Here is a 26,066-nt window from a genome sequence, read left to right as displayed (position 1 = left end):
GGGGAAGGGCGGCCTTTGGAGACGACCTTTTAGTTGCCGTGATAATTCACTTCGATGTCACGATTTCCAACGACAGAATCAAATAGTTTAAATCGGATAAGACGACCTGCTCGCAGATCGACCGAAAGACGATCGATCGCTTCCTTTCCCTCGAGCGTATAGCTTTCGGTTTGCACCTTGATTTCACGGGCATCCGCGTCGATAAGTTGGCGCATTGTGGTCAGGTAGTGCAGTAGACCCGTTGCGGACGATAACAAATGCTGCATTGTGTTCAGATCCTCGTGCGCTGTTGTGACTCAGCGCGTCTGAGGAGTCATCCTCGATCTTGGGTTGATGAATCTTTCTGTGTGGGCTCGGTTCGGGTATACACCGAGAAGGGCAAGAAGATACGCGCGCGCGCGTGGGCAGTAAACATTTAAAGCGGTCTGTTTACTATACCTGTGGTAATCAATCTCCCGATTCGGCTAATTTTTCGGTTAATTACGCACGTGCCGGCCAACGCTTTGGTACGTGAGTTACTTTCAGCGCTGAAAGTGGATGCGGACGTCCGATGGCTGCGCTCGTGCCAGTCGACGGGACTTAGAGACTTAGAGACTTAGAGACTTAGAGACTTAGGGACGTGCAGAGTGGCTGAGGTGCGCGCCAATGACGCATTACTTTGCCGCTCTGCCGCGCATCAATCTTCGAATTGATTCCGCGGGAGCAGGACCTCGATCATGAGGTACCGAAACAAACGGGCGGCACTGCACGTTTAGCATTCCCTGTTTTTGATGTTTGACTCTTCGTGCCGACATACGATGGCGTCTTCCACGGGGTGCGTGCTCAGTCACCCTCGATCTGAGCAATTCAAGGACCCTCATCAGAAAGCACGTTGGGGGCATCCAGGGTTCGAACGACGTTCTATTCGCCGGAAGATTTTTCGAATCGCCGAAAAAAGCGAACTCCTAGAACGCTCGCTACGCCGCTCTCTGACACAAGCCAAGGGGTAAGCATGTCCGAAGGCATCCGAACGCGTGAAACCCCTTTTTCGCGCATTCCACACATGCGGCGTCTCCAAAGATGAGTTTCCCCGACCTTGTCATCGCTCCTCCGACACAAAATATCCAACTCACACAAGAATAAATATCTATAACTTTGACTTTTACATGGATGACCCATACAGTACTAGCCACGCTATAGACGTACTTTCAGCGCTGAAAGTAGCTCAAGGGGAACTCATGGTTGCAAAGGTAATTGCCGTGTTCAATCAAAAAGGCGGATGCGGAAAAACGACAGTCTCGATGCAATTGGCCGGAACACTGGGTCTGCGTGGAAGCCGCGTTCTCGTCATCGATATGGATGAACAGGGCACCGCGACCCGCTGGGCATCTCAGGCGACCGACGATACACCGTTCCCTGCAACGCTCTCGAACCTCGCGATGATGGGCGGCAAGATGCATCGCGAGGTCCGTAGTCAGATCGAAAACTACGATTTCATCGTGATCGACTGCCCGCCTGCGGTCCATTCGCCGTCGCCCTCGAGTGCGATGCTCGTAGCAGACCTTTCTCTCATTCCTGTCGTCCCCGCCCCTGCCGATATGTGGGCCGTCGTCGCAGCCAAGCAGCTTGCCGCGCAGGCCCAAGCAACCAACGAGGGTTTGAAGATTCGCCTTGTACCAAACATGGTGCAAAAAAACACAACACTTGCGCGCGATACCTTAGGCGTGCTCGCCGAAGACAACGAAATTCCTTTACTCAAAGCATGGCTCGGATCTCGCTCCGCGTATCGCGAATGCCAACTGATGGGAGCCACCGTGCACCACGTCTCCCGTGCGAAAGACGCTATTTCGGAGGTCGACGCGCTTGTCGACGAAGTCCTTGAACTCGTCAATCATTAGAGCCCCGATATGACAGTTAAATCACAAAACCGCCGTGACCTCCTTCGTGCGTCGATGCGCGCTGAAGCTGATTCCGTAGAAAAGCGTTTCGCCGCTGCGGAGGCCGCAATGGAGCGTGCGCCGTCCGGCCTCGCAGGCGCATTCGCAGGCGTTAGTCGTGGAGCGTCGACGACTTTCAGCGCTGAAAGTGAGGCTCCGTTTAGCCCGGAACCCGTGCCCACAAAGGCGGAAGGGCGCACCCTCATGAAGTTGTCTCTCGACCGCGTGATTGATAATCCCTTTAACGCCCGACAGATCTACAACCCTGACGTCATTAAAGAACGGGCCGCCTCGATCGCCACGCACGGTCAACGCGTACCAGCGCTTGCTTGTGAAGATTGGCACCGACCGGGCTATTTCATTCTCATCGACGGTCACTATCGAAAACGAGCAATTCAAGCGGCAGGAAAAAATGAAATCGAGTGCCTGATTGAGCCGATCAGCACCGATCTCGAGCTTTACCGGCTGAGCTTTCTTCTCAATGCCGAGCGCAATGCGCAATCGTCTCTCGATAACGCTCTGGCCTGGCAGCGTCTGTTGACCGAAAAGAAGGTGGATACGGAAGAAGCGCTGGTTGAGTTGACGGGTCTCTCGTGGGGCACCGTCAACAAGACTTTGGCGCTGCTCAAATTGCCGCCTGCCGCACTCGACAGATTGCGCGAGCACCCCGCGAAGTTCGGGGTTGCCGTCGGTTACGAGATGTTCCTCTTTGCCAAGTCCGCGACCGAGGACGAGGTGATGTCTCTGATGCAACGAGTCGTCGACGAAGACCTGAGCAGCCGCGAATTGGAAAGCCTGCGCAAGAAAAGGCAGTCGAAACCCGTGCGGAAGCCGAAAGAGGTGAGCCGGCAATACAAGATCCGGTCGGGTGACGCCCAGGTAGGTTTTATCAAGGAATGGGATTCAGGCAAGGTCGCCTTCGAGGTCCGGCTGCCCGATTCGAAAGAGCGCGACGCTCTCGTTGAAGAACTCAAACGACGCTTCACGCTGTCCGAAGTCGATCCTTCCTAGGACGTCTCTGAGCGCAAGCCGGGTAGGTGACGCTCATCTGCCCGCGCTATGCGCGACAAATGCATCGCCCGATACCGTGGCGAGATCCCTGCATAGTCTCACCTAGTCGGTCTCCCAGCCTATCCACCTGATCGGACGACGATCGCGGGTATCGCATCTTTCCCTTTCCTGGTTACACCGCAGGTCTCCGATGGAGACCACGAGTCTATCGGCACGCCAAAAAACCGGCTCCGAGGACCGGGCTCGACCTGCAAAGTTCGATTTCGTGTTGGCTGAAACTGATCATGCCCGAGGCCGGTTGGTATGCGGTGAGCCATTTGCGCCTTCGTGGGGGAGGGTAGCCGAACCACAAGGTAACCGAATGGCTTAGGGCTGACTGGGATGCCGGAACGCCGGAACGCCGGGAAGTGGGGAGTGGGGAGTGGGGAGTGGGGAGTGGGGAGTGGGGACTGGGGAGTGCGGAGTGCCGAGTGGGGGAGTGGGTAGCGGGGAAGCCGAGAGGCAGGGTGACCGAATGTTTGGATAGCTCGATAGCGGTGTGGCCGAGTGGCTATGGGCCCTGGACTATCAGCAACCAGCAATACACGATGACCGGCAACTCATTGCAGCCGGCGGTAACGATTCCGGCCGCCGCAATTTCGACCGTCGTCGAGGATCATTCGGCGCCCGCTTGCTCTGTTGCCTTCCCCAACTCTCCCGCTCAGGGCAGGGCAGAGCCTTCGAACAACATCCCCAGCTTCGGGTGCCGTGGGCAGACAGCCCAAAGGTGAGCTTCCTCGGGGATCTTTCCAGCGTCACGGGAGAAGTACCCTGATAGATCTCACCATATATGCCCAAACTAGCTTTCACCGACAGTAAGCGCCCACAAAAGAGGTAAAGGTGAGATTGAGCAGGGAGCCTGAATCGGGCTAAGGTGAGAGGAATCGGGGATGTTTTTCGCTCGCGCTCCGGACCCGTTCGAACCGTCATTTCCCTTCGAGCGAGACCGAAATCAAGATGGCCACCGCACGTAGACGGGCAAAAACGGATCCCGCTGCCGCTCGCCGGACGCTTGAATACATGGAGAAAAAAGCCGTTGGGTGAGCCGATGCAGGGACATAAAACCCTCTCTCCTGAATTCAGTGCCTCTCAGCCTGCTTAGGAGCTTCCCAGCGCCTTTGCTTCCGAATGACCTACGAAAAATGTCCAAACGGAGAGATCTGAAGGCACCAAAGCGACGAAATCGCCCTCCATGGTGAGCTCGGACAGGGATGCAAAGCGAGGCAATCGTCGTTCAACGTCCTGTTCCCTGCGCTGAGAAGCCCGAAACGGCCAGTCAAACGGCTAAAGGTGAGGCTTTCCAGGGAACGGACTCTTGGAAAACGTCTTTGTTTTCAACGGGTTGTTTGCGCTAGGGCTTGAGCTTGCCAGCGTTGGTGAGGCTTTTCAGGGAACTCGCTGGGTCGCTTGAGAGAATTAAAAGTAAACACTTGTAAACCTTAAAAACGTTAACGACCCCGCAAACCCAATACCAGCAAGGCTTTCCGGGCGCTATGGTGAGCCGCGACAGGTAAGGAAGTGAGGCTCAACAGGGTACTCGGTGAGCCGCGCCGGGTTAGTTTGCGGGTCGTGGTGAGTCGGCTCGGGGACTTCGGTGGGTGGACACAGGGACCTTTAGCCCCATATGTGAGGCTCAACAGGGACCCCTTTTCTGCCCTGCGCTGAACGTGGCCTCCCGCGTTCGGCCAAAAATTTTTGCAATGGTGAGAATTTTCAGGGTACTTTGGCTCACCTCGTCCGCAAACCCGCGTGGTTGCCTTCATTCTCAGGTGAGAGAGTTCAGGGAACTCTGCCTCGAAACAAGACTGACGTGAAATCAATGGCTTAAAGGTGATTGCAAGCCCTTCACCTTTGGTACATCATTGGTGAAACTCACGATTCACTTTGCGCAATGGTTAAGGCGAAACCGAAGCAGGCGACCGAGCTGACCACTGGCGGATCGGCCCTCGAATTCAGAAAGACCAATGAAGCCATCGGGCTCCGGGTCTCCGAAGGCCGTCTGTCGCTGCTTTCGCGCAAGACGTTCAACCTGATGGTCTATCACGCGCAGAAGCTCGGCGTGCCGGGCCAGAACGCGCCCCTCGACACCCCTGTTGCCCAGAAGTATTTCTGGATTCCGCTGACGGACCTCGCACGCGATGCGGCGTACGACAGCAAGGATACTGAACTCCTGAAAAAAAGCGTCCAGGAGTTGCAGGATATCCGCATCTACATGGAAGACGAGAAGCAGTGGACGAGCGAGCGGCTCGTCTCGAGCGTGAAGATCGTCAACTCGGCGGGCCTCAAGCGGCGTGGTGGCCGTGTGTGGTTCGGGTTTGCCTTTCCGCCCGAAGTGGCGAACCTGGTGATGAATCCAGGCGCGTACACCAAGCTGTCGATCTACTACCAGACGATGTTGCGCAGCGGGGCGAGCCTCGCGCTCTATGAAATCTGCCGTCGTTTTGCGACCAATCCGTCGCGGCTGAGCTCGCGCGAACGCTGGGAATGGTGGTACGGAGCGCTGTCGGGCAACCCGGTCACAGAAGGGCTGCCCCAATACAAGTATTTCAAGCGTGACGTGCTCAAGACCTCGATTGCCGAGATCAACGCGGTAACCGATATCGAAGTCGAGCTGCTCGAGCACAAGCTGGGTCGCAAGGTGGTCGACCTGCAGTTTCGCATCCGGCTCAACGAACAGCCTGCGCTGGACTTGCCGGCCCCCCCGCTGATCGACGCGGCGATGATCGAACGCCTGATGCAGCTCGGCATTGCGCAGGAAGAAGCGACCGCGATCTTCGTTTCGCATGACGACGCGACGCTGCGTGCCACCCTCGATCTGGTCGAGGAGCGCGTGCGCAGCACCAAGGCACCCCCGCTCGACTCCCCCGCGGCCTACTTCAAGTCCGCGTTGCGCAACCGCTACGCTTCGCCGCGCGATGTCGCGCGCAAGACGCTCGCGACGACGGCAGCCGCCGAAGATGTCATCCCGGCCGTCGAACGCGGCCCGACTCTGCGGGAACGCTATGCGGCCAAGCGCTCCCGCGAAGCGACCGATTATTTCAACGAAATCGATCCCCAGCAGCGCGACGCATTGCTGCTCGAGTATGAGCCGGAAGCGCCCCGCATGATCGCAGCGGCGCTGCGCCGCAATGGACTTCATTCGAAGGTCGCCCAAACGGGCTTCTTCGCATGGCTCGCGAGCCGGTTGTGGGGCGACGCAAGCGACAAGGACCTGCTTGCATTTGCAGAAAGCGAGCTGTGAGAAGGGGGCTGAGGCGGCAGTGTGAAGCGGACTAGGAAGAGGCTATGAAGCGAACAGCTGAGCCTCATGAAGGCAGCGAGACGCTTCACTCGTGAAACATTGGGAAAAGTTGAGGGAATCTCTGTAAGCAGCGACGAATAAGGCGCTCAGCGATTTCAGCGCAAATGTTTCACGGAAGAATGGGACGAGAATCAAGCGATCGTGTGCAATTCTCGAGAATCCTGTGAGAAAGCTTCATTCTTCGAGTGCTTGGCCAAAAACGTATCTTTTATTACGTAATAGGTTTCAGTTGAAATGAAACAAAGGGGCCGCGTATGAATGCGGACGCAAAGGAAGCCATTCGCCGCGAGATCGCTGAACTCAAGCGAGCAGGCGGTCGTCGGCGGGAGCTTTCGCTGCACGCATGCCAGCGCTTGTTTCTCGATCATGCCGTTCGGCCGTCCGTCGTGACTGTGCGCGAATTGACAGGTGTCGGGAGCGCTGGCGACATCCCCAAGGACATCGATGTTTTCTGGGAAAAGCTGCGCCAGACCGCAGTGGCCCGAGCAGGGGTGGGGGCCATTCCGGCCGAGCTCGAACAGGCCGCGGGCGCGCTGCTCGGCGAACTGTACCGAAGCGCGATCGACACCGCCCGCTCGCAACTCGATGCCGATCGCCGCGCGCTCAAGGAGGCCCGCGATGCACTAGAGGACGCCTTGCGGCGGGCCCTGGTCGAACGGGATCTCGCGGTCGAGGCCGCGCGTGAAGCCCGCGAGTCGCTGACGACGGCGATCGCAGAGAAGCGGGCGCTCGAACATCGGCTCGATTTCGAGCACGATGCCGCTGCCGCGACCCGCACCGATTCCCACTCGCTCCAGGCCTTGCTCGATCGCGACAATGATGCGCTGCGTGTCGAACTAACCCGACTGCGCTCCGAATACCAGACATCCCAGACCGAGTTGCTCGCGCTGCGTGCGACGCTTCAGGCGAACGCCGAGTCCTATGCCGCGCAGATCAAGGACGCGATGACCGACGCCGAACGACGCGTCAAACCCCTGTTGCTTGAACTCGACACCCTGCGCGGGATGGCCTCGACCTACGAATCGGGCGGCCGCGACCTGGCAAGACGCGAGTACGACTTCATCCAGCAACTGAGCGTCGCCAAGGGGCGTATCGATACGCTCGATGCGCTGTCCAGCCGACAGGCCGATGAAATTGCCGCGCTGCATCGCGAACTCGCCTTGGCCGATCGGCAGAATGGCTTGCCGGCCGCGATCGGTGCGATGCTCGCGTCGTTGGCGTCGAGCAATCGGCTGGAGCCTGATGAGCTGACTGCGCTGGGCACGCTGGTCGACGGCTTTGCGCTGCCGGTGCGTGTCTGCCCGGCCTGCGGCGAGGGAGAGCCCGAACTGTCGAACGATAACGGTGTGTTTGAACTGCGCTGCCCCGACTGCGATCATGCATCGGGACCCGCGGTGTCACGAGTCGCAGCGGCGGCTCAGTTTTCCCTGTCCACCAGACAGGTCGTGCGTCCGGTATAGCCGGGCCACAGCGCACAGCGTGTTCGTTCGGCATGGATGACGGTTCGCGCGCATACCACTGGACTCCGATGCGCTCGACACGATCGCCTCGCACGCGTTGGCAAGATTCCTCGATCCTCACCTGCCATCAAGGTGAGACGATTCGGGGATCTTGGCGCTTGCGCTCGAGTTTGCGTTTCATGGTGAGACCGAACAGGGAACTTGGAGGCCGATCGGGCAAGGTTTGCCTGGCAGGCCCGGCCAATCCACCATGAGCCCCGGCCAAAATGGTCACGAGCAAGGAACCTCTCGGGTGGGTGATACTCTCTACACGGTGTTTATGCGCATCCATAGCGCTTGTTGTCTGGAGAGTTCTTGACATCCCCCCTACCTGAGGGAAGGGGGATTCCCACTTCAACGAATGCAACCCAACATCATCTCGAAGAGACATGGGACTTACGCTTTCTCCATGGGCTGACACCGCCAGTCCAGCGGCCAAAAATCCAAACCTCCGGGCAAGAATCACTTCGTGCTCGGACATCGGGCTGGAACCGGAATCGGTCCGCACGCCTAGTGTCCATGGTTCACACCATGCCATGGACATTTTTGAGACTATCAACTGGTGCACGGAAACTACACCAAAGCCGTCTCCTTACCTGCCCGGCCTGAAGGCCGAGGTTTCTCGGAGACACTGATGAAATTGAAGCAGCCACGAGGCCGCCGCGAATTTATCGGCGCCGCGTTGAAGACGACCGGGGCACTGGCCGTCGTCTCGTCTACCTCGACTCTGCTAAGCGGCTGTGTGCCGCCGGAGTCGGCTACCGCGCCGAGTGTGGCCGGCACGACACACCGAACCGCGCGCTCAGGCCATCAAGCTGACCTGAGCGCGAGCGAAGCCCTCGCGCAGATGCAGCAGGGGCACTTGAGCACCGAAAGCTATATTGCCGCGCTGCTCGATCGCGCGCAGTCGCAACAATCGCTCAATGCCCTGATCACCCTCAACGATACGGGGGCGCTCGATCTGGCACGCCGTATCGATGCCGCGCGAAGCGCGAACAAGCCGCTCGGAGCGCTGGCCGGTCTGGCGCTCATCATCAACGACAACATCAATACCGCTGGCGTGCCGACCAGTTCGGGCACACCTGGCCTGCGCGATTTCACGCCGACGGTCAGCGCGCCGGTCCTGCAGACTCTGCTCGCAAAGGGCGCGATTCTGATCGGCAAGGCCAATATGCATGAACTCGGCCTCGGCGTGACGAGCAACAACGCGGCGTTCGGCGCAGTCCAGAATCCCTATGCCCTAAATAGGATTCCGGGCGGTGCATCCGGCGGGACCGCGGCCGCGCTCGCCGCGCGCATGGCGCCGGTCGGGCTCGGCACCGATGCGACGGGCTCGTTGCGCGTGCCGGCTGCGCTGTGCGGCGTCGCCGGGCTGCGCCCGAGCGTGGGCAACGGCGGCAAGGAGCGGCGCTATTCGACCGTGGGTGTCGCGCCCGTATCCCATACGCGCGATACGGTCGGGACGATGGCGCGCAGCGTGGCGGATATCGTGCTGATCGACTCGGCATTGAGCGGCGACGAGACCACCGTGCAGGGGTTGCCCGCCACGCAGATTCGCCTCGGCGTTCCCCGCGACTACTTCTGGAGCGGGGTCGATCACGAAGTGGCCACGCTTTGCCAGAATGCGCTCGACAAACTCAAGTCACGAGGCGTCACGCTCGTCGAGGCGGACCTTCCGGACATCGGCACGCTCACACGCAGCACCTCGACCTCGTTGACAATGTTCGAGCTCTACATGGATTTTCCGGGATATCTCTGGGAGACAGGTGCGCCACATTCATTCTGGGATGTCCTCGCGCAGGTGAAGAGCCCCGATGTCCAGGCGCTCCTGAAGTCCGGCAAGAACGTGACACGCGATCAGTATCTGAAAGCGCTCACCGTGGGCCGGCCGAATCTGGTGCGGGCGTATGCCGACTATTTCAGCGCGCAGAACGTCCAGGCAATCGTGTTTCCGACGGTGCCGGTCACCGCGCCGCTGATCGATCCGTCGTATTCGGGCGCGCTGTCGATCGACGGGACACCCCAGCCCGGCGGCTCACAGGCCGCGCTCAACGCGCTGACCCGCAATGTCGACCCGGGCTCCTGCGCGGGCTTGCCGGGGCTCTCGCTTCCGGTTGCACTGTCGGCGGCGGGCATGCCGGTCGGACTCAGCATCGATGGTCCCGCGGGCAGCGACCGCACGCTGCTCAGCCTTGGGCTGACGATCGAGTCGATTCTCGGCTCGATCGCACCCCCGCAACTGGCCGCATAGCGGCGTGTGAGCTCCGCCGGGTGCCGGCCAGTCATGAGCGGGCTCCTGGCGCAAGCCGCGATGTCAAGCCATGTGCGGCTGCGTCCAGTCCAGTTACAGTTGATGAGCAAAAGGACGGGCGAGCGGGCGGGGGACGAGGGTATGGGCGCCAGTTTCGCGGCCAAGTACCCTGTATCTCCTCACCTTGGCCGCACCACGTCCTGACCGCCGGACAAAGGGGTTTGCAATTCACCCCCGTGCGCCCGACAATCGTGAAGCCGCCGGTCTTCGTCGGCGCCGCGCGGGTTGCCGCGCCCACTGCAAGGACGTCGGATGCCCATTACTTACGCTCGCGACCGCCGGATCGGTCGCGACGAATTTATCGACCTGCTCTCGCGTTCGACGCTCGGTGAACGCCGCCCGATCGACGACCCTGCCTGTATCGACGCGATGTTGGCGAACGCGAACCTGTTGATCACCGCGTGGGACGGCGACCGTCTCGTCGGGGTGGCTCGCTCGGTCACCGATTTTGCGTACTGCTGTTATCTGTCCGATCTCGCCGTCGATGCGGGCATGCAGCGCGCGGGCATCGGTCGTGAACTGATCCGCCTCACGCAGGCGGCGCTCGGGCCGAAGGCCAAGCTGATCCTGTTGTCGGCGCCGAAGGCGGTCGACTATTATCCGAGGGTCGGTTTCACGCGGCATGAGAATGCGTACATCATCGCGGCGACCGAAAGCCTGCGGTAACGAATTTTGTCGCTCATGGCAAATAAAGTTGTAAAGCTAACGATGACGTACTAGGCTGTGCAGCATGTTTGATCATTGTCTTTACTTCAATACGACCGCCCTGGCGCGAGTCGTCGAGCGCGAGTGGACCCGCACCTTCGAGCCGTTCAGCCTGACGCCGCCCCAGGCGTTCATGCTGAGGGCGATTCTTGCGCGGCCGGGCGCCTTGCACCGGGAGCTTGCCGAGATCCTCGGCATTGCTCGTCCAACGGCGACGCGCGTGCTCGATAGTCTTGCCGGCAAGGGTTTGGTCGAGCGGCATCCATCGGGTGCGGACGGACGCGAATCGTGCGTGCATCCGACTGCCGCTGCCAGGACGATCGAGCGTTCGCTGACGGCGGCGAGCGCGGCCACGACGCGCCGAATCAAGGGCTTGATCGGTGCCGAGACATTCGAAGGAACGGTCGCCCAGCTTCGAGAGATTCGCGCGACACTGGGCTGATTTTATTCATTCCTATAGTTGTTTCCCTAACTAAAACGCGTCATCGCTGTAGCCGCTCACTGCGCATTGGCTTCTGTGTCATGCAATCCGCGAATGCGTGAGCGAATTTGAAGGTAAGCCGCAAGTTCCCTGTTCGATCTCACCGTTATGTCCGTCAACGGTGAGCAGGACGACTCGACATGACTCACCTTGCCCAAAGGTGAAGGATTTCCCCCCCCTTTTTTCACCTCAAAGCCCGTTCCCGCTATGTTTTCGAGGGTTTTTGCGGGGTGCCGGGATCCCAAGTTCCCTATTGAAGCTCACCTCAATTTGCGTCCAAGCCGATCTGCGTCCGCACGGCATATGCTCTCGCTGGTCCCTGTTCGTTCTCACCCTATCGCTCGATCGCTAGACAGCTTCCCCCTGTGCGTTTCCACGATGGGTTGTGTCAATCTTGAGGAAAGCCGTTCGAAGGACTGGCCTCGACAGGGCGATCGCCGTCACAATACGAGACATTCAGGTAATCTTGCCGGCGCTGTGCATATGTAATCTCGCCCAGATGATCGGATACCGCAAAGAAGGACGTTAGGGAAGTGGAGACGGGGTAGATGGATATCGATTATTTGCGCAAATGGGTCGGACGCAGCGAGCGCGGCTTCGATGAGATCGGACCGACCCCGCCGGCCGTGCTGGCGGCGGCGCTCGACCGTCAGGAACCGCGGCTCACGGATGGTGACCCATTGCCTTTGCTGCGTCACTGGCTCTACTTTCCCGCGGTCACACGCCGCTCGGAGCTCGACCCCGACGGCCATCCGCGCCGCGGCGGTTTTCTGCCGCCGGTGCATTTGCCACGGCGCTTGTTCGCGGGCGCCAAGCTCAAGTTCAACCTGCCGATCCGGATCGGCGACAACGTCGAACGGACCTCGCGCGTAGTCGACATCGCGGAGAAGACCGGGCGTACGGGTGAACCGTTGCTGTTCGTGCGCCTTCGGCGCGAATACCGCAACCAGAGCGGCATGACGGTCGTCGAGGATCACGACATCGTGTACCGCGACCGCCCTGTACCGGGCGAATTGCCGGCGTCCGTGCGGCTGGCCCCCGGCGAGCATGACTGGGCCGACGAGATGCAGGTCGATCCCGTGTTGCTGTTCCAGTACTCGGCGCTGACTTTCAACCAACACCGGATCCACTACGATCGGACCTACGCGACGACCGAAGAAGGTTACCCCGGGTTGATGGTGCATGCGCCGCTCGTGGCGACGCTGCTCGTCGATTCGCTGCGCGATCATCTGCCCGCGCGACGGTTGCAGACGCTTGAGTTCCGTGCTGTCGGGCCGCTGTTCGACAATGAGCCTTTTCTGGTCTGTGGCCAGCGGCGTTCGGTCGGTGAAGCCCGACTATGGGCGCAGAAGAAGGATGGATCGCTCGCGATGGATGCGCTTGCGACCTTCGGTTAGCTTGTCGGGCGCGTGGTCTACTCGGCCATGCGCTCGGCGAACCACTTGGCCGCGGCCAACCCGATATGCGACGCCAGGTAGGGCGTGAGTTCCGGCAAATTCGCGCAGGCGCGCTCGATTGCCCCGGCGTCGCCGAGTTCGATCGCTTCAGCGGCCGCGAGGAGTTGACCCAGCTCACCGGTGCGCGAACGGATAGCCTGTTCGATAGGCGGCGCCAGCTGCAACTTGTCGAGCAGCTCGGGCATCGGTTCGCCGAACACGACATCGATCAGCGAAAAGACACCTGTCATGAACGCCGCGTCGAGGCGCGGTTCGTCAGCAGGCCAGAGCAGCCCCGCCCCGAGTTCCATGAAGCGCGCGCGCGTGCCTGCATGCACCACGAGCGGGTTCGACGCGAGCGGCAGATTGCGGCCATCCGCGTACAGGAGCAACTGGGCCCATCGTGAGATCTGCTTCGTGCCGAGTACCATGATCGCTTCGCGCAGTGAAGCGATTGGCCGCCCCAATCCGAAGGCCGTGGAATTGACGAGGCGCAACAACTGCATCACGAGCGCCGGGTTTGCTTTCAATTCGTTTTCAAGATCGCCGATCGCGACTTCGCCGCTCAATAGCTTGAGCAAGCGCAGCAAGGCATGGCGCGGTGCTTCGGTGCGCCGGGAAACGAGCACCTGCGGGCGCGCGAAGTAGTATCCCTGGAACAAATCGAAGCCAAGTTCCATCGCACGATCGTGAGCCGAACGCGTCTCGACTTTCTCGGCCAGCAGGATCTTGTTGTAAGGCCTCAGTTTCCTGACGAGCTCGTCGAGGTGGTCGGGCGCGCAGTAGAGCAGATCGATCTTGACGATATCGATATTCGGCAGAATCGCTTCGATCGCGTCGGACCAGCGCGTCACGTCGTCGAGAGCAAAACGGAAACCCTCGCGCCGCAATTGTGCGCAGCGTTCAAACAATGCCGTGTCGAACGTCACGCCCTCGAGCACCTCGAGAACGAACCGGTCGGACGGAATCAGGCTGACGACGTCGTCGTCGAGCAGAGCGCGGCTTACATTGACGTAGCCCGGATGAGGTCCAAGCGCGGACACGATGCCTACGTCGACAAAGGTGCGCGCGAGCACGTGCGCGGTCGCTTCCACGTCGTCGACGACCGACGCGCGATTGATTGCATCGCTTCGAAACAGCAGTTCGAAGGCCTGCAGCGCACCGTTACGGTCCACGATGGGCTGGCGGCCAAGATAGACGCGGTCGTGCGCGGCCGGACTGGGCAGGTTCGGCGCCGTAGAGGAATCGTGCATATTCGAATAGACAATGCGGAGTGGCGCTCCGCGGGGTTGGCGTAATGGAAAATGCCAGTACACCGATGGTCTGTCGACGGTATCACTCAAGACAGATTATGCTGTATTGACGAGAACGATCGTAGATTGAATTAATTTGGCGGTATCGCGCTATTCGAGCGATTGTATTACTTCGCATTGTGATCCATATACCGCAACGGGGCGCCTCCCCCTTTTCAATCATTACCGGTGCTGAATAGCGCGTATCGAAGCTGTTATTGCGCCTATTGAGCCGAAAGCGCGGTATCGGGAACCGCTTCCCAGCCAGGACCCGGATCGAATGTCTTGATGCGGGCGGCGGCAGATGCCGATTGCGATCCGAAATCTCGTTGATATACCTTGCCGTCGCTGCCGGCGACAAACGTCATGACACCTGTGTCGCCATATTTGGCTGGCCACGCAAGCACGGCATATCCGCCACTCATTTTGCCGGCATCGATATAGCTGCGCGCACCGCCCGGCGCATGCGTTCCCTGTGCGCTCAGGATCCGGTAGTGATAGCCATGATAGGCCTGGCCTGGCGCAGCGGTGGGATCCATCACGGCGGCGAGCGCGCCTAGCGGGCTCTCGGGTTCGTCTTTCCCGACTGGCCAGTAGAGGCCGTCCCGCTTTCCGCGATGGCTGACGAAGCGCTGTGCATAGACGGTCGAGCCCTGCGCGGCGGCGAAATCGCGCTGCGCATCGCCGATCGCAAGCACGGTCTGGATCGCGGACAGTTCATTGCGGCCGATGCGCCGGTCAGCCATTTCGTCGTGGGCCTGCTTGACTTCGAAGTGCCAGCCTTTCGATGTTTTTTCGATTGGAATGGGCAGCGTCCAGCCCGAATCGCCCGCTTGAAGATGCGCGACGTCCTCCCCCTTTCTGACGACCTCGTGATGTTTGGCGTAGGCGCCGAGGAAGGCATAGATGTCGTCTTCACCCACCGAACCCACCGGTATGAAATTCACATAGTTCGCACCCAGCACTTTTTTGAGGGCGTCGTCGTCGTCCAGGGCGATGGCTTGCTGCAACGCCTCGGCCGCCTGCTCGGGTGAGGGATACACCGCCTGCGCACTTACGTTGCCGGCCATCCCGGAGAGTGCGGCAATCGTGGCGAGTGCCGTCAGCATCGCCGCTGGGCGCGAGGTGTTTCGCGGCTCGCGGAATCGTACATAGGATGGCCGAAACCGGGTCATGGGACACTCCTTGCATTTGAATCATGTTTTACGCGGCAGGGTAGCCGCGTCTTGCTTGCTCAGCCTCAGCCCTCAGCCTCAGCCTCACCCTCACCCTCAGCCTCAGCCTCAGCCCGAAGCCTTAGGTTCTAGGTCGAAGCCTCATCGGCGCAGGCCGCCGCCACCACCATGGCCTCCTCCATCATGACCGCCCCCGCCGCCCAAGCCACTGCCGTGCGCACCCCCCGCCCCGTGTGCACCGCCCGCACCATGCGCACCCCCCGCCACGTGTGCACCAGGCGCACCGCCCGCTCCGTGCGCGCGTCCATCCGCCGGTGCGCCACCTGCCGGCCTTGCGACATTGCCACCGGGGCCACTCCCGCGAAGGCTCGCGGTCTGGGGGGCGCGTGACGCCGCCGCACTACGGCTTTGCTGTCCGCGTTCGACGCTCTGCCGGCTTGCTTTGCCGTTACCTGCATCGCGCAGTGCGTTGTCGCGGTTCATGTTCTGCGCGCGGTTGTCGATATCGCGATGGGTCGAACCCTGTGCGCCACCGTGGCCACTATTTGCGAGGCCATCCTTCGCATTGCCTCCCTGACGGATGTTCTGCACGCGGTCGGTCGCGGGGCTGTTCAAATTCTGACCCGTGCGCTGGCTGAGGGTGTTACGGGCCTGGTCGCGCTGCGCGTTGTCGCGTCCTCGATATGCGCTGCGGTCGGCTTTCGCATCGCCGACGGCATGGGCGACACCCCCTGCAGGGCGGTTCGCGGCACCGCCCTGCAGCCGGTTGGTATTCGCCACATTGCGATTCCGGTTCACGGCCGCCGTCGACCGGTCCCAGTTCGCCGTCGTGCGGCTTGCGTTGATCTTGTGATTCACGTTGATGTTGTTGTAGCGGTTCACGTTCACGTTGACGTCGTTGCGACCCCAGTCACACCCGCCCCACAGTGAATGGGTAATGGCGACGCCGGCGCCGAACGCGAGTCCGCTGACGAGTGCCGTGCCGACCACATAGCCGGGCGGCGGCGGCATATAGACGGGTGGATAGGTCGGGTAGGGCCAGGGTCCGTAGACCACCGTCGGGTTATAGGTCGGCACATAGACGACCTGCGGGTTGGCCGGTTCGATCACGATCGTGCTGGTCGTCGTCGTGGCGGGTTGCACGACGACTTTCTGTTGCGACGACGTCGACAGGTTGCCTGCCTTGTATGCCGCATTGCGCAGGCGCTGGACCGAGTCCATCACGTCGTTCGGCTGGGCAAGGAAAGCCTGCCCGATGTTGCTGACCCAGTCGGGCTTCTGTGACATTGTCGCGAGCGCCTGCGGAAATGCAACCAGCGACTGTACACTTGGATCCCAGGCCGTCGACGAAACCGCGCGAACGGCATCGTCGCCGGTGAGCTTTGGGTTCTGCCTCGACCATGCGGCGGCGGCGACGAGGTCGTCCGGAAACGTCGTTGCCATCAGCACCTGGGCGAGCAGCGCGTCCGGATAGAGTGCGATCGGCGCGGTCAGCGCGTCGAGTTGCTGGGCGTCGAGCCTGGGTGCAGCGCTGACCGGTGCGGCCGCGGGCGCGCCGGGTGGCGCAGGTGTGGGGGTCTGCGCATCTGAACTCGGAATCGCATGCATCGCCCATATTGCGCCTGCCGCGACAAGACCACTCAATACTGCATTTCCGATCCATCTGGCATGCGAAGTGACGGATTTCGTCATCGTGTGCTCCTTAGACATCGACAAAAGCGACGACGCCGCTCGATAGCTGCGCGCGCTCGAAAAGAGCGCAGTGCCAAGCTGCCAGGAATATAAGCGGTGGCAGTAAAAAAGCAACGAGCGATGCAAGGAGCAGTTTATTTTGACGTGTATTTGTGAGAGTCCGTGTCTCACGGAAATAGTTAGCCAGGCAACAAAATCAGGTGATTTTGCGTCACTATTTCTGCGTTATGAGTTGCCGGTTTTTTTATCCGCCGCACCGCCGATCCACGCCTTGAATCGTGTGAGAAATTCCGGTACCGCGATAAAGAGTCCGGAAGTCACGACCACATTCAGCACTGCTGTAGTCAGATAGAGTTCGGGAATGGTGAAGTGAAGCGCCGTCAGCGCGAGCGCCATCAGCGAGGACACGATCATGAACAGCGAGTTGAGGATGTTGTTCGCCGCGATCATGCGCGCTCGGTGAGTCACCTTGCTGCGGTGCTGGATCAATGCATAGAGCGGCACGCTGTAGATCCCGCCCGACACGGACAGCAACAGCAGGTCGATCAGCACGCGCCAGTGCGCTCCATCGCCGAGGAAGGCGACGAAGCCGAGCAGGTGATCGGCCGTGGGCGCATGTCTCGAAGCCAGGTAGAGATCGGCCGCGAACACCGACATGCCGATGGCGCCCAGAGGCACCAGCCCGAGCTCGACACGGCGGCCCGATAGTCGTTCACACAGCAGCGAGCCGATGCCGATGCCGACCGAGAAGGTGGCCAGTAGCAGCGTGACGACACCGGCATCCGCGAACAGGTTGTCCTTGGCAAAACTGAAGAACGAGGTCAGCAGGGTGGCCCCGACGAACCAGAGCCACGAGATGCCCAGCAGACCGACGAACAGCGTGCGGTCGGCGCGCGCGAGCGCGAGGTTTCGCCAGGTTTCGGTCAGCGGATTCCAGTTGATCGCGAGCTCCGGTTGGGCGGCGGTGGAGCGCGGCACGAAGCCCGCGCCGACACGCCCGAGCACTGCGACGCCGACACAGCCGAGTGACAACACGAGCGTGCCCTGACTGCCGACTCTCGCTGCTTCGCTGCCTGCGATCGTGCCGAGCAGGATCGCGATAGAGGTGCCCGACTCGACGATGCCGTTGCCGCCTACGAGTTCGTCCTCGCGCAGATGCTGCGGAAGATAGGCGTACTTGACGGGTCCGAACAAGGTCGAATGCGTGCCCATCAGGAACGTGCAGACATAGAGAATCGTGACGTCGTGGAGCACGTATCCCGCTGTGCCGAGCAGCATGATGCCGATCTCGAATACCTTGACCAGTCGTGTCAGCGAGGCCTTGTCGTACTTGTCGGCGATCTGCCCCGAAGTCGCCGAGAACAGCACGAAAGGCAGGATGAAAATGGCCGAGATGATGAAGGCCGCGTTTTTCGGATCGACGTTGCCGAACTGTGCGGCCTGGAAGGTCAGCAATGAGGTAAAGCCGACCTTGAAGATGTTGTCATTGAGCGCGCCGAGAAACAGCGTCCAGAAGAACGGCGCGAAGCGACGTTCGCGCATCAACTGGTACTGGCTGTGAGATGGCGTCGGGGCGCTGCGTGAGAGCTCGGTCATCTGGAAGAGGAGGCGGATCGGCAGTCGCCTGAGAATAGCGTGGTCCGGTGCACATGGCGATAGGTTTCGCCGCGCGCGCCGATGATGTCCGCGATTCTAGCCCCGGCGCGTGACAGACCCACGGATGGCGTCCGGTTCCACCGCCTGCCGCGATACCATTGGGCCCTATCCCTTTCCGAACAGGAGTTTTCCGTGGCCGAACGCGGCACCCCGGCGTTATGCGCCCCAAGCTTTCAATCCATTCCGCGTGCGGCCTCGCCCGTCGAGGGTAAAGGTGAGCCTCGACAGGGATGCAAGCGAGCACGATGAGCACGGTTCCACTCTTGCACGCGCTCTCGTTCTGGGTGACGAACGGCCTGAGCGGCCTCGCATTCGGACTGCTGCTATTCATGCTCTCTGCAGGCCTGACGCTGGTGTTCAGCCTCATGGGCGTGATGAACTTCGCTCATGCAAGCTTCTATATGCTCGGTGCCTATTTCGCGTTCGCGCTCGGGCACCGGCTCGGCTTCTGGTCTTCTCTCGTGCTGGCGCCGCTCGCGGTGGCACTCGTCGGGGCCTTCGTCGAACGTTACGGGCTACGGCGCCTGCGTGTTCACGGCCAGATCGCCGAGTTGCTCTTCACGTTCGGCCTGGCCTATCTGATCGACGAAATGGTCAAGCTTGCCTGGGGTCTGTCGCCACAGACCGCGACACTTCCCGCTGTGCTCGACGGGCCGTTGTTCGATGCATTCGGCGTGCCTTTTCCGCGCTATCGCGCGTTCATGATGGCGATCTCGGTCGGCATGCTGCTCGTGCTGACCCTGGCGCTCAAGCGCAGCCGTACCGGTCTCGTGATCGAGGCCGCGCGCACGCATCCCGATGCCGTCGCCGCGCTCGGCCACGACGTCGATCGTGTGTTCACACTGGTCTTCGCACTCGGTGCGGGTCTGGCCGCCGTGGCCGGCGTGGTCGGCGGACATGCATTCGTAGTCGAGCCTGGAATGGCGGACTCCATCGGACCTATCGTGTTCGTGGTTGCCGTGGTTGGCGGTCTCGGTTCGCTCGGCGGCGCGTTCCTCGCCTCACTGGGCATCGGCTTGCTGCAAACCTTCGCCGTGGCACTCGATATCCGGCTCTTGCCGGGCGCGGGCGCGCAAAGCGGCCTGACGCTTGCGCGCCTTGCACCGGCACTTCCTTACCTGCTGCTGATCCTGACATTACTCATCAGGCCGAGTGGCTGGCTTGGCGCTCGGCCGGCGGGAGGGGACAATTGACGCTTGATGTGCTTCGGGACTGGCGGCGCCACGCGCGCGTGCGTCGTGCGGCGACCGTGTCGGTCTGCGCGCTGGCCGCCTGTGTGCCGCTATGGTCGGGAGGCCTGCCGTTGTCGTTCGCAAGCCAGGCCGCGGCGATGATCGTGCTTGCGCAGTCGTTCCAGTTGCTGCTCGGCGAAACGGGCCTGCTGTCTTTCGGTCATGCGGCCTATGCTGGCATCGGCGCATTCGCGGCCGCCTATGCCTTGAATCTCGCGGGCAGCGAGCACTGGCCATCGCCGACACCGCTGCTGCCCCTGGTAGGCGGGCTGGCCGGTGCGCTCGGTGGTGCGACGCTCGGCTGGTTCGCGACGCGCCGCGGTGGCATCGCCTTCGCGATGATCACGCTCGGCATGGGCGAGCTGCTCGCGACCGGATCGGCCGCGTGGCCCGCGGTGTTCGGCGGAGAGGGCGGCATATCGACCGATCGCACCCTCGGCTGGTCGCCGTTCGATCTCGGCCCTGAGCGTCATGCTTATGGTCTGATCGCAGTCTGGGCCGTGCTCGCCGTCGTCGCGATGCGTGCACTGGTGCGAACCCCGCTCGGTCTCGCCGCGCATGCGGTGCGGGAGCAGCCGGTGCGCGCGGCATTTGTCGGGCTCGACGTGGCGCGCATCCGCTACCGGATGATGATCGCGTCGGCGGCATTTGCGGGCGTCGCGGGTGCGTTGATGGCGATCGCGAACGAGCATGTGTCGGGCGATGCGTTCGGGCTTGGGCAGTCCGGCGCCGTGCTGCTGGCGGTCGTGCTCGGCGGTGCATCGGGATGGCGGGGGCCGTTGCTGGGCACGCTGGTGTACACGGGATTCGCGGTCGCGCTCGCCACGCTCACGCGCGCATGGCCGTTCTACCTCGGCTTGCTGTTCATAGGCGTCGTGTCGCTGTCGCCCGCTGGCCTGATCGACGGGATCCGGGTCGTGCGCGCACGCATCACGCTCATGCGGGCACTCGCGGGCGCCGTGTTGCTTGCAGCGTTGATCCTGAGTATCGAGATGACTTACCGGCTCACGGTGTCCGCCGATAGCGGCTCGCTCCTGACATGGGGGAACGTCCGTTTCGATGCGGCCACCCGCGAGCCCTGGCAATGGGCGGCCGTGCTATGGATAAGCGGCGCGGCGATCTGGATGGTGAGCTTGCGCAGGGAAGTCAGGCAATGACGCCGCATACCTGGATACTCGAACTCGAGCACGTGATCTATCGCGCGGGTGCGACCGAAATCCTCGCGGGTGTCGATCTGCGCATCGGCCGGGGCGAGACGCATGCATTGATCGGCCCCAACGGTGCGGGCAAATCGACGGTATTCGACGTGATCAGCGGACGGCGGCGTCCTCAGTCCGGCCGCGTACTGTTCAACGATCGCGATATCCGCGGTTTGCCGCCGCACGCGATCCGGCGGCGAGGCGTGTCGCGCGCGTTTCAACTGTCGGCCCTGTTCGACGGAATGTCCGTCGCCGAGAATCTGCGCGTCGCCGCGCTCGGTGCGCACGCCACGCGGTTTTCGAGCGACACGCCATGGCGGCGCCTTCATGCGCGCGCCGACCTTGGGGGCGAATCCGATCGCTTGCTCGACATGCTCGGCCTGGGTGCGCGGCGCGATGACCGGGTCGACTCGCTTCCGTACGCACAACGGCGCCTGCTCGAGCTCGGTCTCGCGTTTGCCGGCGACCCGAGCCTCGTGCTGCTCGATGAACCGACCGCGGGCATGAGCCGCGACGAGGCGCGGCATACGGTCGCTTTGCTCCGTACCCTTGGGGCGGGCAAGACATTGCTGATCGTCGAACACGACATGAGCGTGGTGTTCGAGCTTGCGCACCATATCTCCGTGCTTGCGCAAGGTGCCGTGATCGCGAGCGGCGAACCGCCGGTCATCCGAAACGACGCCGGCGTGCGGCGCGTCTATGCGGGTGCCTTCGCCGAAGCGGGCGACGAAGCCGGGAGGCCGTTGCCATGACGATGACGATGACGATGACCCCATGACGACAGCAACCTTGACGCCGCTGCTCGAGATCGCCGGCCTTCGCGCATCGTATGGCGAGGCCGAGGTGCTGCGCGGAATCGACTTGCGTGTCGACGCAGGGGAGATTGTCGCGCTGCTCGGCCGCAACGGCGCGGGACGTTCGACCTTGGCGAAGGCCGTGATGGGTCTGGTCGCGCGGCACGGAAGTGTGCGACTCGACGGGGTCGAGACATCGCAGTGGCGGACCTGTGATCTCGCCCGCCATGGCATCGCCTACGTGGCCGAGACACGCGACCTGTTCCCGACGCTGACCGTGCGTCAGAATCTGCTGCTCGGCCTGCGCGCGGGGCGGCGATTCGCTCATGTGTGCGAACCGCTGCTGGCATCGCTCCCCTTGCTCGCGCGCCGTCTCGACGTTCGCGCAGGGGTCTTGTCGGGCGGCGAGCAGCAGATGCTTGCGATGGCCCGCGCGATGGCGGGCGAGCCGGTATTGCTGATTCTCGACGAGCCGACCGAAGGTCTCGCTCCGGCTGTCGTTGCGCAGATCGCCGACTGGCTCGATGTGCTCGCGAAGCAGGGCATCGGGGTGCTGCTGATCGAGCAGAAGCTGTCGATCGCGTTGCGCCTCGCGCAGCGCGTCTACCTGATGGGCCGCGGCGAGATCGCTTTTGCGGGCACACCCGCTGGGCTTGCCGAACACCACGAGACTTTGCGACACTGGCTCGAGTGGTCCAATGAGGGCAGCACCTTTGCGTTATAGTGTCCGCGTGTCTCGCGATCGATCTCGAGGCTCACCTATGCGCCCGCATTTCAGGGCGTCACTCTCATCTCTTCTTCCAGTGTCGTCGTGGACTCGGGGGCGACCCATCGAGCCGCGCGGCGCCGGATTTTGCCATGCGTTCGACTGCCATGACGACTAGTGCTTCAGAATCGCTCAATCTTCCGCTGGATCTGGTCATTTTCGGTGGAGGGGGCGACCTGTCCGCAAGAAAGCTCCTGCCTGCCCTCTATATGGCGCACGTTCACGGCAAGCTGCCGCCGAAGACGCGCATTCTCGCGATCGGTCGCCAGGACTGGACACGCGAGCGCTATCTCGAATTCGTTGAAACGCACTCGCGTCCCTTTGTCGAAGTGAAGTCCCTGACGCCTGAGGCGTGGCAGGCGTTCCTGTCGATCTTCGAATATGTGCGCGTCAATGTGACCTCGGCCGAAGATTACGCAAGGCTTGCGACGGTGTCCTCGGGTGCCGTACAGCGCGTGTTCTATCTTGCGACTTCGCCGGACCTTTTTACCCAGATCTGCGAGAGCCTCTCGGATGCGGGGCTGGTCGACGAGCATGCGCGCGTGGTTCTCGAAAAGCCGCTCGGGCATGATCTTGCGTCGGCACAGGCGATCAACGACGCGGTCGGCAAGTACTTCACCGAACCGCAGATCTTCCGGATCGACCACTATCTCGGCAAGGAAACCGTGCAGAACCTGATGGTGCTGCGCTTTGGCAATGCGCTGTTCGGTCCGCTGTGGCAGGCACCCTATATCAAGAGCGTGCAGATCACGGTGGCCGAGTCGGTCGGCGTGGGCAGCCGCGCGGGTTTCTATGACCATACGGGTGCGCTGCGCGACATGGTGCAGAATCACCTGCTTCAACTGCTGTGCATCGTCGCGATGGAGCCGCCGGTCTCACTTGACCCGGATGCCGTGCGCGACGAGAAGCTCAAGGTCCTGCGTTCGCTGCGCAAGATGACCGTCGCGGATCTGGCGCGCGATACGGTGCGTGGTCAGTACGCGGCGGGCGCGATCACTGGCGAGCCGGTCCGCGGCTATCTGGAGGAAGACGGCGTGCCGCCGAGGAGCGACACCGAGACTTTCGTCGCGCTGCGAGTGCATATCAACAACTGGCGCTGGGCGAACGTGCCATTTTTCCTGCGCACGGGCAAGCGCCTGCTCAAGCGTCAGTCGGAAATCGTGATCGAGTTTGCCGACCTGCCGTTTTCGATCATCCCGAACGGTCCGCGCGATCGCAGCAACCGGCTCGTGATCCAGTTGCAGCCGGAGGAGTCGATTCAGCTGCAGATGATGGCGAAGGAGCCGGGCAGCGGCATGCAGATGTTGCCGGTGAGCCTGAATCTCGATCTCGAGAAGGCGTTCACGGAGCGGCGTCCCGAAGCCTATGAACGTCTGCTGATCGACGTGATCCGCGGGCGGCTCACGCACTTCATGCGGCGCGACGAACTCGAGGCCGCATGGACGTGGGTCGAACCGATCCTCAACGGCTGGTCGCAGCTCGGCGATCGGCCGCGTACCTATACGGCCGGCACATGGGGCCCGGCCGCCTCGTCCGCGCTCATGGCACGCGACAACATGACGTGGTCCGAAGAGATCTGATGAGTTGGGAGAAGGTGCCGGCCGGCGTGGTCGGCTGGCACCGGGTCGACGATCAGAACAAGATCCAACGAAGGACCTGAGAACAAGACCTGACGTTCCCGGCATCGACCTTGACAGTGTGCGTACGCACATATATGCTCGGAACCATCATGGAAAAGCCTCTCTCCTACGACGATTGCAACTGCTTCGCGGTGCGTCAGGCCGCGCGTTACGTCACGCAACTTTACGAACGCCATCTCCTGCCGGTCGGGCTGACCGCCGCGCAGTTCACGCTGCTCGCCAGGCTGTCTCGTCGCGCAGAGGGCTGGACGATGGCCGAACTCGCCGAAGCGATGGTGATGGATCGCACCACGCTCGTGCGCGCGATGAAACCCTTGCAGCGTGATGGGCTGATTGTGACCGGCACAGCCGAACAAAGCTCGCGCACCCATGTGTTCACTCTGTCAGACGCGGGCCGCGAGCGTTACCAGACGGCTCGGGTGCTTTGGCGACAGGCGCAGGCTGAGTTCGAAAAATCATATGGCGCGAGCCGGGCCAAGGCATTGCGTACCGAACTGTTCGCTGTGTCCGCCCCCTGAGTGCGGGCGCGCGGGCTGCAATGCCGGCGTCGCGGCCAACGTGGCCGAGCCGATGCGCCCAAGGGCGTTCATCCTCCGTTTGCGCAGGCCCTGGCTGAAGCCGTTTGCCCGATTCCCCTGAGTACTTGACGAAGTGCATATGCACATCTATACTGCGTGCCATCTCGGAAGCGCTATATCGAGACGGGTCTCGTGCTTCCGAACCGGCTTGGTATTGATCGCGACTTCCGTCGTTGCCACCTGAATAGTGCATATACACATCAAATGAATACGCCTTCGACCACTCTTCCCGCTGCGGAGGCCGACGCATCGAAGCGTGCGGGCGTACCGTGGATGCTGATTGCAATCGGTATCGTGATCATCGCGGTGGGCGCGGCCGCCTTGTATTGGTTTCTGATCGCGCGTTTTCACGAGTCGACCGATGACGCCTACGTCGGTGGCGACGTGACCGTGATGGCCCCGAAGGTCAACGGCTTCGTGGCTGACGTGCTCGTGCGGGACAACCAGTTCGTCAAGGCGGGGCAGGTGTTGATCCGGCTCGACGCGCGTGACTACGACGCGCGGCTTGCGCAGGCGGCCGCACAGTTGCAGAGCGCGCGTGCCGCGGTCGAGGAGATTCGTGCGAAGCAGGCATTGCAGCTCGCGACGATCAATGAGCAACAGGCCGAGCTCAGGTCAGCCGGCGCGGAACTGACGCGAAGTTCGGCGGACCAGAATCGCTATCGTGAGTTGGTCAAGGACGAGGCGGTCTCTAACCAAGTGGTCGAGCGCGCGAACGCTGACCTCGAAAAGGCGCGCGCCGCCGTTGACCAGAGTAGTGCGGGCGTGACGGCCGCGAAGCGGCAACTCGGCGTATTCGACGCTCAGATCGCCGATGCACAGGCCGGCGTCGCGAAGGCCGAAGCCGAGCTGCGCGTGGCGGCGCTCAATGTCGAATACACGACGATCCGTGCGCCGATCGACGGCTATGTCGGAAACCGGTCCGCTCGCGTCGGCATGCTCGCGAACACGGGTGTGTCGTTGCTGACGGTCATTCCGGCACAAGGTCTCTGGGTCGATGCGAACTTCAAGGAAGACCAGCTCAGGAGGATGCGTGTCGGCGACGCGGCGGAGGTCTCTCTCGATGCCGCCGACGGGGCGCCGCTCAGAGGGAGGGTCGAAAGTCTCGCACCCGCGACCGGCGCGACCTTCAGTGTGCTGCCCGCGGAGAACGCGACCGGCAACTTCACGAAGATCGTCCAGCGCGTGCCGGTGCGCATCCGGCTCGACGCAGGACAGGATTCGCAACACCCTGTACTGCGCCCGGGATTGTCGGCGACGGTGAATGTGCGCCTCGGCGACGAGCACGACCGGTCATGACCCAGTCGCGCGCAGCAGGTGGTGCCGCTGCGGCGATTCAGTTG

The 26,066-nt window shown here is 61.9% G+C and carries 19 protein-coding genes and 1 pseudogene; 15 read left to right on the top strand and 5 right to left on the bottom strand.

Translation table 11 applies throughout. The features are described 5' to 3' along the window. Nucleotides 1–29: 29 nt before the first annotated feature. Nucleotides 30–266 carry a hypothetical protein gene (locus tag HV670_RS15725; RefSeq protein WP_175105722.1) on the bottom strand — a complete coding sequence of 79 codons (237 nt, stop codon included), beginning with the start codon at nt 264–266 and terminating at the stop codon, nt 30–32. Between the two features lie 951 nt (nt 267–1,217). Between HV670_RS15725 and parA the strand changes: the two genes are divergently transcribed. The 8 genes from parA (at nt 1,218) to HV670_RS15685 (ending at nt 12,660) form a co-directional block, all read left to right on the top strand. After that, nucleotides 1,218–1,877 carry a ParA family partition ATPase gene (parA, locus tag HV670_RS15720; RefSeq protein ID WP_175105779.1) on the top strand — a complete coding sequence of 220 codons (660 nt, stop codon included), beginning with the start codon at nt 1,218–1,220 and terminating at the stop codon, nt 1,875–1,877. 9 nt (nt 1,878–1,886) lie between these two features. Beyond that, entirely contained in the window at nt 1,887–2,927 is a 1,041-nt protein-coding gene (locus tag HV670_RS15715; RefSeq protein WP_175105721.1) for a ParB/RepB/Spo0J family partition protein, read from the top strand. Between the two features lie 1,930 nt (nt 2,928–4,857). After that, nucleotides 4,858–6,207 (top strand): replication initiation protein, encoded by a 1,350-nt coding sequence (locus HV670_RS15710; RefSeq protein ID WP_175105720.1) that lies wholly within the window; start codon nt 4,858–4,860, stop codon nt 6,205–6,207. 314 nt (nt 6,208–6,521) lie between these two features. Beyond that, nucleotides 6,522–7,727, top strand: coding sequence for a DNA-binding protein (locus HV670_RS15705; RefSeq protein ID WP_175105719.1), 1,206 nt, complete (start codon nt 6,522–6,524; stop codon nt 7,725–7,727). A 673-nt stretch (nt 7,728–8,400) separates the two neighbouring features. Further along, nucleotides 8,401–10,017 (top strand): indoleacetamide hydrolase, encoded by a 1,617-nt coding sequence (gene iaaH, locus HV670_RS15700; RefSeq protein ID WP_175105718.1) that lies wholly within the window; start codon nt 8,401–8,403, stop codon nt 10,015–10,017. 312 nt (nt 10,018–10,329) lie between these two features. Further along, the gene (locus HV670_RS15695; RefSeq protein ID WP_175105717.1) at nt 10,330–10,743 is read left to right on the top strand and encodes a GNAT family N-acetyltransferase; all 414 of its coding nucleotides are present in this window, start codon (nt 10,330–10,332) and stop codon (nt 10,741–10,743) included. Nucleotides 10,744–10,807: 64 nt separating this feature from the next. Further along, nucleotides 10,808–11,224 carry a MarR family winged helix-turn-helix transcriptional regulator gene (locus HV670_RS15690; RefSeq protein ID WP_175105716.1) on the top strand — a complete coding sequence of 139 codons (417 nt, stop codon included), beginning with the start codon at nt 10,808–10,810 and terminating at the stop codon, nt 11,222–11,224. A gap of 587 nt (nt 11,225–11,811) precedes the next feature. After that, on the top strand, nt 11,812–12,660 hold the full coding sequence (locus HV670_RS15685) for an HTD2 family dehydratase (protein WP_175105715.1): 849 nt from the start codon (nt 11,812–11,814) through the stop codon (nt 12,658–12,660). A 17-nt stretch (nt 12,661–12,677) separates the two neighbouring features. On the opposite strand, the gene HV670_RS15680 is transcribed toward HV670_RS15685, so the two are convergent. The 4 genes and pseudogenes from HV670_RS15680 to HV670_RS15665 form a co-directional block, all read right to left on the bottom strand. Further along, on the bottom strand, nt 12,678–13,952 hold the full coding sequence (locus HV670_RS15680) for an EAL and HDOD domain-containing protein (RefSeq protein WP_175105714.1): 1,275 nt from the start codon (nt 13,950–13,952) through the stop codon (nt 12,678–12,680). A gap of 263 nt (nt 13,953–14,215) precedes the next feature. Continuing rightward, nucleotides 14,216–15,166 (bottom strand): DUF2950 domain-containing protein, encoded by a 951-nt coding sequence (locus HV670_RS15675; RefSeq protein ID WP_175105713.1) that lies wholly within the window; start codon nt 15,164–15,166, stop codon nt 14,216–14,218. Nucleotides 15,167–15,307: 141 nt separating this feature from the next. Continuing rightward, nucleotides 15,308–16,774, bottom strand: a complete 1,467-nt coding sequence (locus HV670_RS15670; RefSeq protein ID WP_175105778.1) for a DUF3300 domain-containing protein — start codon at nt 16,772–16,774, stop codon at nt 15,308–15,310. A 345-nt stretch (nt 16,775–17,119) separates the two neighbouring features. Next, nucleotides 17,120–18,454 (bottom strand): annotated as a pseudogene (locus HV670_RS15665) (MFS transporter); the annotation flags it as partial. A 305-nt stretch (nt 18,455–18,759) separates the two neighbouring features. On the opposite strand from HV670_RS15665, the gene HV670_RS15660 reads away from it, so the two are divergent. The 7 genes from HV670_RS15660 to HV670_RS15630 all read left to right on the top strand — a co-directional run bounded on the left by HV670_RS15660 (nt 18,760) and on the right by HV670_RS15630 (nt 26,022). Continuing rightward, nucleotides 18,760–19,707, top strand: coding sequence for a branched-chain amino acid ABC transporter permease (locus tag HV670_RS15660; RefSeq protein ID WP_175105711.1), 948 nt, complete (start codon nt 18,760–18,762; stop codon nt 19,705–19,707). Beyond that, nucleotides 19,704–20,903 carry a branched-chain amino acid ABC transporter permease gene (locus tag HV670_RS15655; RefSeq protein ID WP_175105710.1) on the top strand — a complete coding sequence of 400 codons (1,200 nt, stop codon included), beginning with the start codon at nt 19,704–19,706 and terminating at the stop codon, nt 20,901–20,903. Before HV670_RS15660 ends, HV670_RS15655 begins: the two co-directional genes overlap by 4 nt. Continuing rightward, nucleotides 20,900–21,697, top strand: a complete 798-nt coding sequence (locus HV670_RS15650) for an ABC transporter ATP-binding protein (RefSeq protein WP_175105709.1) — start codon at nt 20,900–20,902, stop codon at nt 21,695–21,697. The genes HV670_RS15655 and HV670_RS15650 overlap by 4 nt, the downstream gene beginning before the upstream one ends. A gap of 22 nt (nt 21,698–21,719) precedes the next feature. Then, complete coding sequence (locus tag HV670_RS15645) at nt 21,720–22,463, top strand: ABC transporter ATP-binding protein (RefSeq protein ID WP_175105708.1); 744 nt, start codon at nt 21,720–21,722, stop codon at nt 22,461–22,463. Nucleotides 22,464–22,612: 149 nt separating this feature from the next. After that, nucleotides 22,613–24,085 carry a glucose-6-phosphate dehydrogenase gene (gene zwf / locus HV670_RS15640; RefSeq protein ID WP_175105777.1) on the top strand — a complete coding sequence of 491 codons (1,473 nt, stop codon included), beginning with the start codon at nt 22,613–22,615 and terminating at the stop codon, nt 24,083–24,085. Between the two features lie 149 nt (nt 24,086–24,234). Beyond that, nucleotides 24,235–24,663 carry a MarR family winged helix-turn-helix transcriptional regulator gene (locus tag HV670_RS15635; RefSeq protein WP_175105707.1) on the top strand — a complete coding sequence of 143 codons (429 nt, stop codon included), beginning with the start codon at nt 24,235–24,237 and terminating at the stop codon, nt 24,661–24,663. Nucleotides 24,664–24,927: 264 nt separating this feature from the next. After that, nucleotides 24,928–26,022 carry an HlyD family secretion protein gene (locus HV670_RS15630; RefSeq protein WP_175105706.1) on the top strand — a complete coding sequence of 365 codons (1,095 nt, stop codon included), beginning with the start codon at nt 24,928–24,930 and terminating at the stop codon, nt 26,020–26,022. Nucleotides 26,023–26,066 lie beyond the last annotated feature (44 nt).

Origin of the sequence: Pararobbsia alpina, assembly GCF_902859895.1 — a bacterium.
In the GTDB taxonomy this organism is placed as follows: domain Bacteria; phylum Pseudomonadota; class Gammaproteobacteria; order Burkholderiales; family Burkholderiaceae; genus Pararobbsia; species Pararobbsia alpina.
The sequence above is the reverse complement of the archived record's forward strand: the minus strand, read 5'-3'. Positions and strand labels throughout refer to the sequence as shown.